We start from the raw sequence: 13,016 nt of genomic DNA, 5'->3' as shown, positions 1-13,016 counted from the left end.
GGGCCGCTCTTCTGTGTGCGGGGCGCCTACTCCAGACGGGCCGTGGCCTGCACCGGCGGCAGCGTGCCCTTGGGCTCGAACAGCGCGCGGTGCAGGAGACCGGCGAGCAGACCGCCGACGATCGGGAACACGATGAACACCCACAGCTGCGAGAGCGGGCCGGGGCCGCCGTAGATCGCCGCGGCGATGGAGCGGGCCGGGTTCACCGAGGTGTTGTCGATCGGGATGGAGATGAGGTGGATGAGGGTGAGCGTCAGGCCGATCGCCAGCGGCGCGAGCGCCGCGGTGCCACGCGTCGAGTGGGTGACGCCCAGGATGATCAGCACGAAGATCGCCGTCAGCAGGATCTCGGCGATGATCGCGGCGCCGAGGCCGAAGCCGCCGGGGGAGCCGAAGTCGCCGGTGCCGTAGCCGTTCGACGCGAAGCCGCTGTCCTGCGCGTTGGCGAGCCAGTTGTCGGTGCCGAAGATGCCGATCAGCACGATGAGCGTCGTGCCGAGCGCGCCGCCGATGAGCTGCACGATGATGTACGGGATGGTGTTCTTCCACTCGAAGCGGCCCGCAGCGGCGAGTCCGAGTGTGATCGCGGGGTTGAAGTGGCCCCCCGAGACGGGACCCCAGGCGTAGGCGCCGACCACGACGGTCAGGCCGAACGCGAGTGCGACGCCGACGAAGCCGACGCCGAGCGGGTTGCTCTCCGCATCTGCGGGGAAGTTCGCGGCGAACAGCGCGGTGCCGACGCCGCCGAAGACGAGCAGAAACGTTCCGAGAGCCTCCGCGACGAGTCTGTTCGCCGTGGTGGGCGGGATTGCGGTATCCGGCATGGCGGACTCCTTTCCTCGTCGTGAGGCTAGCGCTCCGTCCAGCGATTTCCCAGGAACCGCGCGCGGAGTGTCGGTGTGTGACACCCGCTGCTCGGGGTTTCGCGGCGTGTTCAGGGGTTCCTCGCCGGCCGTTTCGGCGTCTTCCCGTGCTTGGGGCGCGCAAGCTGCGTTCGGGGCGTGCGTCGCGCGCCCCGAACGTGCGCGGGCGCCCCGAACCGGAGCGTGGACCTCGGATGCCGAGACCCGGTGTTGCGACCTCAGAGCCGCCCGGCGGCCTTGAGCGCGAGGTACCGGTCCGCGATGCGGGGCGGCAGGTCCTCGGAAGTGGCTGCGATCGCCTCCCCGCCGGCGCGGCGGATGGCGGCGGCGACGACGGCGGCGTCGTGCGAGGCCTGCTCCACGGCCGCGGCCCGGTACACGTCGGCGGCGTCGGGGCGCTCGGGCGGGGGATCACGCTCGTCGGTCACGGCGCCGACGAGCACGTGCGCGCCGCGAGCGACCGCCGGCAGCGACCCCAGGAAGCCGCGGGCGGCCTCGGGGGCATCCTGTGCCGTGAGGAGCACCACGAGCGAGGGGCGCGAGGTGAGCAGGCGGACTTGGGCGAAGGCGGCATCCCAGTCGGTGTCGATCAGCTGGGGCTCGACCGGCGCCATGGCGTCGACCATCGCCGGCAGCAGTCCCGGGCCGTCGACGCGCGTGACGCGGGCCCGGATGGCGCGGTCGAACATCAGCAGGTGCACGTGGTCCCCGGCCCGGGTCGCGAGCGCGGCGAGCAGCAGCGCGGCCTCCATCGCGGCATCCATCCGCACGCCGTCGCCGACGCGTGCCGCCGCCGTGCGTCCGGTGTCGATCACGATCACGACGTGCCGGTCGCGCTCGGGGCGCCACGTGCGCAGCATCGTCGTGCTCGACCGCGCCGTCGCGCGCCAGTCGATGGAGCGCACGTCGTCGCCGCGCACATACTCGCGCAGACTGTCGAACTCCGTTCCCTGGCCACGCACCTGCACGCTCGTGTTGCCGTCGAGCTCGCGCAGTCGCGCGAGCCGCGAGGGCAGGTGCCGCCGTGCGGTGAACGGCGGCAGCACGCGCAGGGTGCCCGGCTCGTCGAGGCGCGCCTGGCGCCCGGCGAGGCGCAGCGGTCCGTCGGATCGCACCACGACGAAGCGCGATCGCAGTTCACCGCGGCGGCGGGGCTGCAGCGCGACGGCGATCGTCCGCGACTCGCGTGGGGGGATGTCGATCGCCGCGCGCTCGGTCGGTGCACCGGCCGTCGGCTGCCAGGCGTCGCGTACGCGACCGCGCACGGTGCGCTCACCCGCGTTGCCCAGCACGAGCTCGGCCCGCACGGGCTGTCCGAGGAGCACGCGGCCCGGAAGACGCCGCCGCACCGTCATCCGACGCGGATCCGGTGCCGCTGCGGCGTCGGCGAGCGCGGCTATCAGGCAGAGCAGCACCCACCCCGCCGCCGTGAGCCAGGCGTCGATCCCCGCGGCCGACAGCAGTACCACGGGCACAGCGCCGAGGGCGATGAGCAGCGGCAGACGACCGGTCAGGTACACCGGGAACCGCCCCGTTCGCGCGGAGTCGCCTCAGGCGCTGTCCGCCGCCGGCCGCCGGCGCGGTGCGCGCGGGCTCCCGACGGTTCGATCGATCCCTGGTTCACCGACCGCTCCTAGATCGGCACACGGGTCTGCTGGAGTACCGAGCCGAGCACGGCATCCACCGACACGCCCTCGAGCTCGGCGTCGGGTCGCAGGCGGATGCGGTGCCGCCACGTCGGCAGCAGCATCGTCTGCACGTGGTCGGGCGTGATGGCGGGGTACGCCCCCAGCCACGCCCACGCCTTCGACGCCGCCAGCAGCGCGGTCGCGGCACGCGGGCTGACGCCGAGCTGCACGGAGGGGCTCTGGCGGGTGGCGTGCGCGAGGTCGACGATGTAGCCGAGCACATCGTCCGAGACGGTGACGGATGCCGCGGCCCGCTGTGCCGCGCGAATCTCGTCGGCGCTGGCGGCGCGGCGCAGGCCCGCACCGGCGAGGTCTCGTGGGTCGAAGCCGCCGGCGTGCCGGCGCAGCACCGCGAGCTCGGCATCCCGTGCCGGCACGTCGACGATGAGCTTGAGCAGGAACCGGTCCAGCTGGGCCTCCGGCAGGGTGTACGTGCCTTCGTGCTCGATCGGGTTCTGCGTCGCGGCGACGAGGAACGGATCGGGAAGCGACCGGGTGACGCCGTCGGTCGAGACCTGGCGCTCCTCCATGGCTTCCAGCAGCGCCGCCTGCGTCTTGGGGGGTGTGCGGTTGATCTCGTCCGCGAGGACGACGTTGGTGAAGACCGGTCCCTCGCGGAACTCGAACTCTCCGGTCTTGGCGTCGTAGACCAGCGAGCCCGAGACGTCGCCCGGCATCAGGTCGGGCGTGAACTGGATCCGCGTGGTGTCGAGGCCGAGCGCGGTCGAGAACGCCCGCACGAGGAGCGTCTTGGCGACACCGGGCACGCCTTCCAGCAGCACGTGTCCGCGCGCCAGCAGGGCGATGAGGAGGCCCGTCACGGTGCCGTCCTGCCCGATGACGGCTTTGCCGACCTCCAGCCGCACGCGGTTCATCGCGTCTCGCAGCGCGGCATCGTCGAAGGCTGCTGTCGGGCGGTCGGCCGCACCGTCGGCGGTCGTGCTGGGCGCCGGTGGCGAATCCGTCATCGGGGTCTCCTTTCGGGGCGGACCGCCGTGCGCACGGCGTCCTCCAGGTCTCTCAGGCGTGTGCTCAGGGCGACGAGCTCGGCGTCGCTCGCGGGGATCTCGTCGAGCAGGATGCCGCGCACGGCGCGGCGGTCGAGTCCGGTGCGGCCCGCGGCGGCGTCGGCGACCTCGGGGGCCGCGGCGTTCGCGGCGAGCCCGAGGAGAGCGGCGAGGCGTCGCAGCGCGCCGATCCGGAGCCGGTCCGCGGCGTGCAGTGGATCGCCGGCCCGCGCGTACAGGCGCGCCCGGCCCTCCGTGGTCTCGGCGGCGCGGACGGTCACCGGCAGCCGCTCGGCGACGAGCGGCCCGAACCGGCGCCCCCGCCAGATGCCCGCGGCCACCCCCGCGACGAGCAGCAGCACGATGACCGGGCTCACCCAGGGCGGCGTGAGCTCACCCAGGGACGGGTCGGCGTCGGCGAGATCGGTGTCACCCGGGCCGGGCAGATACCAGACGACGAGCGGATGCCGCGCCATCAGGTTCACCGCCAGCGCCGCGTTGCCGTTCTCGGCGAGGTGCTCGTTCGTGAAGAGGGCGCGGCCGTCGACGGCCGCGGCCCGGCCGCCGTCGTCGGAGCGGACGAGGAGACCGAAGCCGTCACCGGCGGGATAGCAGGCGGCGACGCCGTCGCCCGCGTCGAAGACGCCGCCGGGCGCCACCGCACCGGCGCGGACGGCATCGGCCACGTCGCAGTCGGGGTCGACGTCGGCGTCCGGGGCGACGCCTGCCGGCGCGGAGCCGGCCAGCAGCAGCTCGAGGGTGCGTGCGCGCGGTTCGATGAGCACGACATCGTCGGCACCGCCGGCGAGGTCGGCCACGGCGTCGTCCGAGAGCGCCGGCGTATCGGGCATCACCAGCGTCGCGGGGCCTGCGGCGAGGGCCTGGGACGCGGCACCCCGGTCCCGGGCGACCACGACATCGACCCCGTGCCGGCGCATGATCTCGGCGAGGGCCCGCGTTCCGGCGGGACCGGCGGAGTCGGGGTCGAGGGCGCCGCGCTGGGCCCACTGGTTCGCCTCCGACACGGCGCCGCCGATGCCGCCCACGACGAGAAGTGCGAGGGCGATCCCGACCCACGCGGCGACGCGGCGGCGTCGCCCGGTCGGGGCCGGGACGTCGGTGGCAGCCTGCCGCGGGGGAGTGGCGGTCGTGCTCACGCCGGCACCGCCTCGCGCGCCGCCGGCTGTGCCGAGGCGACCGCGTCGTCGACGGACGTCACGAGCCGGTAGAGCTCCGCGGTGCCGGGGCGCCGCAGGTAGCGCACGTCGTCGAACGCCGTCGCGGCGTCCTCCAGCCGGTCTCCGAGGGCCGGGAATGCGCGGGCGGCGGCGCGCGCGAATCCGTGCACCGTCGCGCCGGGGGGCGGGTCGACGACACCGCGTTCGAGGCAGCCGCGGGCCAGCGCGCGGAAGCGCAGGACGATAGCCGCCTCCCAGTCCGACGCCCGCGCCCGTTCGGCGGCGGCGGCGCGGAGTTCCGCCGCCGAACGGTGCTCGGCCTCGCCGAACAGCAGGGGAGTGCGCGCCGCCGCGCGGCGCGAGACCCGCGGCACACCCCAGATCAGGAATGCGGCCACGATGATCACGACGACGACGATCCCGGCGACGAGCGCGAACGTCGAACCCCATCCGCCGGAGAGATCGGGGTTGAGCAGCGAGGCGATGAAGTCGCCGATCGCCCGCGCGATGCGGTCGAACGGCGTGGGTTCGGCGATGTCGTACGAAGGATCCGACAGCTCCTCCTCGGCCCAGCGACGTGCCTCGTCGCCGTCGGGCGTGAGCGGCGGCACGGCGTCAGCGGCACGCGCAAGCGCGCGCAGGGCGGAGGTCAGGACCACGGCGAGTCGCGGTCGGCGCCCTCGGACGGGACCCCAGGGGCGGTCCACGCCGTCGAGGACGGGGCATCCGCGGCCGGTGCGGCGTCAGGGGCCGGGGACGCCGGCGGGGCGGCGGATGTGGCAGGCCGCGGTTCCGGCGATGCACCGTACGCCGGCGGAGAGCCGGGTGCACCGTACGCGGGCTGAGAGCCGGGTGCGCCGTACGCCGGCGGCGCCGCCTGGCCCGGTTGCTGCGGGGCGTACGCGGGCGGTGCGGCAGAGGCAGGCGCCCCGTACACGGACTGTGCGTATGCGGGCGGTGCTGCGTATGTTCTGGGTTGCGCCCCATACGCCGGCTGGACGGGGGAGCCGGCCTGCCCGTACCCGGGAGGGTACGCATCGTACCCGGGCGGGTATGCCCCGTACCCGGGCAGGTACGCGCCCGGCACACCGCGCGGTGCGATGGCACGCCCGATGTGCTCGCGGTAGGGGTCGCCGAGGCCGGCGGCCTCGGCACTCGAGCCGAGCGGGGACAGCGACGACGCATCCCGTCGCTCCACATACGCCAGCAGATCGAGGTCGAGTCCCTCGCGGCGCATCCGGCAGTCGATGTAGATGAGTGCGGTCGCTGTGGACTGCACGACGACCGCGACCGACTGCAGCAGGAGCGTCAGCACCTGTGTGAGCAGCGCCGCGGCGATGAAGCCGATGATCGCCGTCGGCTCGGGTGCGCCCGTCGGCGCGATGATCGTGGTGAGGCCCAGTGACAGGAAGCTCATCGGCAGGCTCACCACCTGCGCCACGGCGGCGAAGATGACGCTGATCACGATGATGATCCCGAGGGCGGGCCAGAAGCGCCGGCGCGTGAGGGTCCACGAGCGCGACAGCGCCTGGAGGATCGTGGCGTGCTCGATGATGATCGCCGCCGGCACGAGCAGCAGCTTGATCATGAGCCACCACGTGAGCGGGACCGCGGCGAGCACGACCACGATCGTGAGCGCGATCGCCGCCGGCGGCGCCGCGATGGCGATGCCAGCGATCGCGAGTACCGCGACCGTCACGAGGGCGACCACTGCGAGGACCACCAGCAGCGAGTAGCCGATCAGTCGCCACGCGATCGGCTTGACCTGCCGCCACAGCGCGCCGAGCGTGAGTTTCTCTGCGACCGCCGCGTGCGTGACCTCGACGACGACGATGCCCTGAACGATGACGCTGAGCGCGCCGGCCGCCAGCGACAGCACGAGGCCGGCGATGGCGGTGAGCGCGATCGACCCGGCGAGGATGGTGTCGTACTCCTCCGTGCCGGGCTGCAGCGTGTTCAGGCGCGAGAAGGTGGCCCACATCACCCCGAGGACGCCCGCGAGCACCACGACGTAGGCGAGGGTCTGCACGACCAGGGCGAAGCCGAGGAGCACCCGGGGGTTCTGCCGCAGCGCCGCGAAGGAACGGCCCAGGATCGTGCCGAACGACAGCGGGTGCAGCGGGATGATCCCGGGGCGGGACGCCGGCGTCCAGGCCGGGTATGCGGACACGTTTCCCCTCTCCGTCGGCGCCGCGCTGTCGAGGGACGGCGAGGCTCGGCTGTTCCCTATCGTTCCACATGGACCGGATGCCGCACCCGCCCTCCCGCGGAGCTCACGGCGTGCGCTCGGGCGAGGCTCGGCCGCTCCCCAGGCCGTGTCGACTACTCTGTGTGAAGCGCATGGGGACGGCGCGTGCCGTCTGTGCCTGGAGAGAAGGAACGAACGCGCGCGATGACTTCACGCATCCTGGTGGTCGACGATGACACCGCCCTCGCCGAGATGATCGGCATCGTGCTGCGCACCGAGGGATTCGACACGGTGTTCTGCGCGGACGGCGCCCAGGCGGTCGACGTGTGGCGCACCGAACGCCCCGACCTCATCCTGCTCGACCTGATGCTGCCCGGCATGGACGGCATCGAGATCTGCACCCGCATCCGCGCCGAGTCCGGCATCCCGATCATCATGCTCACGGCGCGCACCGACACGGCGGATGTCGTGAAGGGCCTCGAGTCGGGCGCCGACGACTACATCGTCAAGCCGTTCAACCCCAAAGAGCTGGTCGCCCGCATCCGCACGCGGCTGCGCCCCGCGAGTCAGCAGTCGAACGACTCGCTGCGCATCGGGGATCTGACCGTCGACGTCGCGGCGCACGAGGTCCGTCGCGGCGACGGCCCGATCGCGCTCACGCCCCTCGAGTTCGAGCTGCTTGTCGCACTCGCATCGAAGCCGCAGCAGGTGTTCTCGCGCGAGATGCTGCTCGAGCAGGTGTGGGGCTACCACTACAAGGCCGACACGCGCCTGGTGAACGTGCACGTGCAACGGCTGCGGGCCAAGGTCGAGAAGGACCCCGACAACCCGAAGATCGTCACGACGGTGCGCGGCGTCGGGTACCGCGCCGGCGCCGTGGTCTGAGGCTCCGGTGACCGCGCCGATCACGGGCGTCTCTGCCACGCGCGGGCATGTGCCGTGGTGGCGGCTGTGGCGGGCATGGCCGGCCGACATCGCCGGTCTATGGCGGCGATCGCTGCGGTTCCGCACCCTTCTGGTGACGATCGGGCTGACGGCGCTCGCGGTCGTCGTCGCCTGCGTCTGGATGGCGCTCGCGATCCAGAACGACCTCTTCGCCTCGCGCCGGGACCAGGTGCTCCTCGACGCCGAGCAGGCTCGTGCGGCGGCGCAGCGCACGCTCGACGCCGCCGTGCAGAGCGACGTCGTACAGCGGGAGAACGTCATGACGCTCGCGTTCACGGCCCTGCGCGATCAGTCGTCGGCCCAGATGGTCGCGGCGTACCGGATCGGCCCCCCGGTGCCCAACGCGCCTCAGGACTTCAGCACCGCGGAAGCCGTGATGCCCGACCTGCTGACGCCGGCGATGCGGTCGCTCGTGCGCACGAACCCCGATCAGCAGATCTGGCAGCCGGTCGAGCTGCCGCGTGGAGCCGGCACGAGCCTGCCCGGCATCATGGTCGGCCAGCAGCTCGCCATCGAGGGTGTCGCGTCGTACGAGCTGTACCTCGCCTACGACCTGGCGAACGCCCCGGAGACGCTCACGTTCGTGCAGCGGACGCTGTGGGTGGTCGGCATCGGGCTGGTGCTCCTCATCAGCGGCATCGCGTGGTTCGTGCTGCGATCGGTCACCACCCCGATCAGCGAGGCCGCCGACACCAGCGCGATGCTGGCCGCCGGCCGCCTCGACGTGCGACTCGAGGTGCACGGCGAGGACGAGCTGGCCACCCTGGGCCGTTCGTTCAACGCGATGGCCGACAGCATCGAGTCGCAGATCAAGGAGCTGGCCGAGCTCTCCCTCGTGCAGCAGCGCTTCGTGTCCGACGTGTCGCACGAGCTGCGCACGCCGATGACCACCATCCGCCTCGCCGCCGACATGATCAACGACCAGCGCGCCGACTTCGATCCCGCGACGGCGCGCGCAGCGGAACTGCTCAACGCGCAGGTGCAGCGGTTCGAGACGCTGCTGACGGATCTCCTCGAGATCAGCAGGTACGACGCCGGGTCGGTGCAGCTCGAGCTCGAGCCGACGAGCCTCGCCCACCTGGCCGAGGACGTCATCGGCTCGATGGAGCAGCTCGCCGAGCAGCACGGCACCGACGTGCGCCTCGTCGCGCCCGGCGGATACTCTCCGGTCGACATGGACCCCCGACGGGTGCGCCGCATCGTGCGCAACCTGCTGGGCAACGCGATCGAGCACGGCGAGGGCCGTCCCATCGTGGTCACCGTCGACAGCGACCAGCAGGCGGTCGCCATCGGCGTGCGCGACTTCGGCCTGGGGATGAAGCCCGAGGATGTCGAGCACGTGTTCGACCGCTTCTGGCGCGCAGATCCGTCGCGCAAGCGCACGATCGGGGGCACCGGTCTTGGTCTGTCGATCGCGCTGGGGGACGCGAAGCTGCACGGGGGAGAGCTGGCACTCTGGTCGGAGCCCGGCCGTGGCACCAACTTCGTGCTCACGCTCCCACGGCAGGCCACGCCGCTGAACGGAGCCTCTCCCCTTCCCATCGATCCCGGAGACGACGCGGTGGCACCGCTCGAAGACCTCGGGCTCACGGCACCGATCGAGGTGCCTCATGGCTCAGCCGGCGGCGAGACCGGCGGGGGCACGGTCGCCCCGCCGCGCAACGGGGCCGGCACGTCGCAAGGAGGGGCCTCGTGACCCGCGCTCGCCGCATCCTCGCCCTCGTCCTCGCGCTGTGCGCACTCGTGGTCACCGGCTGCGCCGGATTCCCGACCGGCGGACCGCCCGAGTACGGTCTCGAGAACGGGGGAGCGGGCAACGGCTCCCAGAACCTCGTCTTCATTCCGAACCGGCCCCAGCCGGGAGCGACGCCCACGCAGATCGTCGAGGGCTTCATCGATGCGGGTTCGGGCCCGGGCGTCCTGGGCCGATGGGACGTGGCGCGCGAGTTCCTGGCGCCTTCGATCGCGGAGGACTGGGTTCCCGAGGCGCGCGTCATCGTGGACGAGCGGGCCGAACGGGACTACGTCGAGACCGACGAGGGCGTCGTCGAGTTCGCCTTCGACGTCGCCGCCACGGTCGACGACAAGGGCGCGTACCAGCGAGCCGATCTCGCGGCGGGCAGTCAGCAGTTCCGCCTCGAGAAGCAGGCGGACGGCGAGTGGCGGATCACGGAGGTCCCCGACGGCATCTGGCTCGAAGACGCGCAGTTCCCGATCGTCTTCCACCGGTACCCGCTGATGTACTTCGACAAGTCCTGGCGGTATCTCGTGCCCGACGTGCGCTGGTTCCCCGTGACGAAGGCAGCGGGCAGCATCGCCGCGGCGCTGGTGAACGAGCTTCCGAGCGAATGGCTGGCGGAGTCCGTCGCGACCGCCTTTCCGGACGGCGTAACGGTGGTGCCCTCCGTCCCGGTCGACGCCGACGGCGTGGCGGAGGTCGCGCTGTCGACGGGGGTCCTCGGTGCCAACCGCGAGGCGCTCGACCGCATGCTGACGCAGTTGGAGGAGAGCCTCAAGACCGCCGGTGTGACGGAGGTCGTGATGACCGTTGAGTCCACGCCGGTCGACGCCGAGCCGGTGGCGGTGCGCTCGACACGCGTGCCGGCGGCGCCGCTGGTGCTGACGGAGGCGGGTTTCGGCTTCCTCAGCGGTGACGAGGTCGACAGGATCCCTGGTCTGTCGGATGCCGTCGAGACGGCGGCACCCGTGAGCGTGCAGGTGGGCGCCGAGCGCGACTTCGCCGCGGCGAAGCTCGCCTCCGGCCAGATCGTGCGCCTCAACGCCGCCGGAGCCGACCCCGAGCCGCTCGACGCGCGCCCTGGCCTGGTCGATCCCGTCATCGACGATGCCGGGATCGTGTGGAGCGTGCCCCAGGATCAGCCCTCGGCCCTGCGCGCCTTCCTGCCCAACGGCGATCCGATCGACGTCGCCGATGCCTGGACCGATGCGACGGCCATCGCCGGCATGGCCCTCTCGCGCGACGGCACCCGCATGGCGGCCGTCGTGAGCTCGGGGGGCCGGAGCGTGCTGTCGGTTGCGGGAGTCGTGCGCGAGGATGGCGTGCCGGTGCGGCTGGGCGTCCCCATGGAGCTGGCGGTGATCGGCGGCGCGGCGGTCGGCGACGCGCGGATCGGCGTGACCTGGATCGACGACGTGAGCGTCGGGGTGCTCGCCGGCGCGGAGTCCGAATCGACCGTCGTCGAGCAGGTCGTCGGTGGACCGACGTCGCTGTCGAACACGTCGTCGGGCATGGCGTCGATCGCCGGTGGCACCGGGATCTCGAGTCTGCGCCTGCGCGCGGACGATGGCACGCTCTACGTCAGGCGCGGCACGGCGTGGCAGCCGACCGCGACGGGCATCATGGTGCTCGCGACGCAACAGGGCTCGCCGCAGTAGCTCTCCTCCGCGCCGGCCACCGTCCGCACCAGGCTCGCCGCCGCACCAGGCGCTGCGCCGCACCAGGTCTCCTCCACAAGCGCGCGCTGCGTCCGGTTGTCCACGGAACCCTTCGGGCATCTGCGGGGCGACGGCACCACGCGCGAGGCTGTTCGCGTGATGAGGGAGATCGTGGTCGCGGTGCGCGAGGCATGCGCCGATGCGCTCGCCCTCCTCCTCCCGGTCTGGTGCGCGGGATGCGATGAGCCCGACGTCGCGCTGTGCGAGCGCTGCGCGCTCGCGTTGCAGCCCGACCTGCGAGTGCGGGTCGTCGACGCACCCGGGGGCGCGGTCGAGGTGTGGAGCGGGCTGGCGTTCGCCGGCGTCGCGGCGCGGGTGCTGCGGGCGATCAAGGAGGAGGGTCGGACCGGACTCGCCGTCGCAGTGGCTCCGGCGCTCGCGGCGGCCCTCGATCGAGCGGGGGCTGCCGGCTGCGTGGCGGTGCCCATGCCGACGTCGCGCGCGGCATACCGTCGGCGCGGATTCCGGGTGCCGGAGCTGCTGCTCCGCCGTGCCAGGCGCCCGGTGCGCCGGCTGCTTCGCCATGCGCGTCGCACCGACGATCAGCGCGGCCTCGACCGCGACGCCCGGCGGCGCAACGTCGCGCACAGCATGGTGGCGACCATGCGGCCATCGACGCCTCGTCGTGCCGACGTCGGCGTCGGCGAGCAGACGCGACCCGTGACGCCGCTGCGAGTCGTGGTCGTCGATGACGTCGTGACGACCGGCGCGAGCCTCGCCGAGGCGGTCCGTGCGCTGCGGGCTGCGGGCGTCGAGGTGGTCGCCGCGGTGACCGTCGCGGCGACGCCCCGCCGCCCTGGCACAGCCACATGAACGGGATCCGTCGCATTCGAAACTCACAGGTGACAGAGTCCGGACGCCGGGCTAGCGTGGGGATGACAAGGCGACTGATGGTCCGCCCTTGGCCGGGCGGACCGGAACAAGGAGGCAGGGATGGAAACCAGCATCGTCGGCGTGGGAGTGGGGATCACGGATCGCTTCCGCGGAGTCGTCGAGGAGAAGGCCGCCCGCATCGAGAACCTCGCTCCCCGCGCGCAACGCGTGGATGTCAAGGTCACCCACCGCGCCTACCACAACGGCCGTGTGGAAGACGAGACCGTAGAGCTCACCGTCAACGGCAAGGGCCCCGTCATCAGGGCCGAAGCCACGGACGGCGACAAATTCACCGCCCTGGACCTCGCCGTCGACAAGCTGTGCGAGCAGCTGCGTCGCGCGAAGGACAAGCGCGTCGACGCGCGCAACCACCCTCGGGGAGCCAAGTTCGAGAAGGGCAGCGGCGCGATCCAGGGGATCGATGTGCAGCCCGCATCCGTCGACGTGCTCCGCGCCGTCGCGACGGGCGAGATCCCGATCGTCACCGGCAACGAGGAGGAAGAGGGGTACACGCCCGTCGTCATCCGGACGAAGGAGTTCCACCCGGAATGGATGTCGGTCGAAGAGGCCGTCGATCGCATGGAGCTGGTCGGACACGACTTCTTCCTCTTCATCGACGCCCGCAGCGACCACCCGAGCGTGGTGTATCGCCGCAAGGGCTGGGACTACGGCGTCATCTCGCTGACGACGCAGGCGCAGCCGGAGGAGCTGGCATCCTGAGCCGTCGGACCGCAGCCCGACGCGCGAGCGTGGGAGAGCGGCCCGTGAGGCGAAGGCCTGAGGCAGAACAAGCCTGACGCAGAATAGGGGTGCGGCCG

The 13,016-nt window shown here is 72.5% G+C and carries 11 protein-coding genes; 5 read left to right on the top strand and 6 right to left on the bottom strand.

The window, feature by feature from the left end:
• Positions 1–26: 26 nt before the first annotated feature.
• The 6 genes from aqpZ to NCG93_RS10945 all read right to left on the bottom strand — a co-directional run bounded on the left by aqpZ (position 27) and on the right by NCG93_RS10945 (position 6,906).
• Positions 27–824, bottom strand: a complete 798-nt coding sequence (aqpZ, locus tag NCG93_RS10970) for an aquaporin Z (protein WP_194414092.1) — start codon at positions 822–824, stop codon at positions 27–29.
• A gap of 257 nt (positions 825–1,081) precedes the next feature.
• Positions 1,082–2,383, bottom strand: coding sequence for a DUF58 domain-containing protein (locus NCG93_RS10965; protein ID WP_194414091.1), 1,302 nt, complete (start codon positions 2,381–2,383; stop codon positions 1,082–1,084).
• Positions 2,384–2,496: 113 nt separating this feature from the next.
• On the bottom strand, positions 2,497–3,519 hold the full coding sequence (locus NCG93_RS10960) for an AAA family ATPase (RefSeq protein ID WP_372495976.1): 1,023 nt from the start codon (positions 3,517–3,519) through the stop codon (positions 2,497–2,499).
• Positions 3,516–4,715 carry a DUF4350 domain-containing protein gene (locus NCG93_RS10955; protein ID WP_206687606.1) on the bottom strand — a complete coding sequence of 400 codons (1,200 nt, stop codon included), beginning with the start codon at positions 4,713–4,715 and terminating at the stop codon, positions 3,516–3,518. Before NCG93_RS10955 ends, NCG93_RS10960 begins: the two co-directional genes overlap by 4 nt.
• Positions 4,712–5,395 (bottom strand): DUF4129 domain-containing protein, encoded by a 684-nt coding sequence (locus NCG93_RS10950; RefSeq protein ID WP_194414090.1) that lies wholly within the window; start codon positions 5,393–5,395, stop codon positions 4,712–4,714. Before NCG93_RS10950 ends, NCG93_RS10955 begins: the two co-directional genes overlap by 4 nt.
• A complete protein-coding gene (locus tag NCG93_RS10945) occupies positions 5,386–6,906 on the bottom strand; it encodes a DUF7847 domain-containing protein (protein ID WP_194414089.1) in 1,521 nt (506 codons plus the stop codon). Before NCG93_RS10945 ends, NCG93_RS10950 begins: the two co-directional genes overlap by 10 nt.
• A gap of 222 nt (positions 6,907–7,128) precedes the next feature.
• On the opposite strand from NCG93_RS10945, the gene mtrA reads away from it, so the two are divergent.
• The 5 genes from mtrA (at position 7,129) to hpf (ending at position 12,918) form a co-directional block, all read left to right on the top strand.
• Entirely contained in the window at positions 7,129–7,809 is a 681-nt protein-coding gene (gene mtrA / locus NCG93_RS10940; RefSeq protein ID WP_194414088.1) for an MtrAB system response regulator MtrA, read from the top strand.
• Positions 7,810–7,816: 7 nt separating this feature from the next.
• The gene (gene mtrB, locus NCG93_RS10935; protein ID WP_194414087.1) at positions 7,817–9,565 is read left to right on the top strand and encodes an MtrAB system histidine kinase MtrB; all 1,749 of its coding nucleotides are present in this window, start codon (positions 7,817–7,819) and stop codon (positions 9,563–9,565) included.
• The gene (locus NCG93_RS10930; RefSeq protein WP_194414086.1) at positions 9,562–11,265 is read left to right on the top strand and encodes an LpqB family beta-propeller domain-containing protein; all 1,704 of its coding nucleotides are present in this window, start codon (positions 9,562–9,564) and stop codon (positions 11,263–11,265) included. Before mtrB ends, NCG93_RS10930 begins: the two co-directional genes overlap by 4 nt.
• Before the next feature lie 159 nt (positions 11,266–11,424).
• Positions 11,425–12,138, top strand: coding sequence for a phosphoribosyltransferase family protein (locus tag NCG93_RS10925; protein ID WP_194414923.1), 714 nt, complete (start codon positions 11,425–11,427; stop codon positions 12,136–12,138).
• 120 nt (positions 12,139–12,258) lie between these two features.
• The gene (hpf, locus tag NCG93_RS10920; protein WP_194414085.1) at positions 12,259–12,918 is read left to right on the top strand and encodes a ribosome hibernation-promoting factor, HPF/YfiA family; all 660 of its coding nucleotides are present in this window, start codon (positions 12,259–12,261) and stop codon (positions 12,916–12,918) included.
• Positions 12,919–13,016: the final 98 nt, after the last annotated feature.

Origin of the sequence: Microbacterium yannicii (genome assembly GCF_024055635.1) — a bacterium.
Lineage (GTDB): Bacteria > Actinomycetota > Actinomycetes > Actinomycetales > Microbacteriaceae > Microbacterium > Microbacterium yannicii.
Note: the sequence above shows the minus strand (reverse complement) of the source record. Positions and strands in the feature narration are given on the sequence as shown.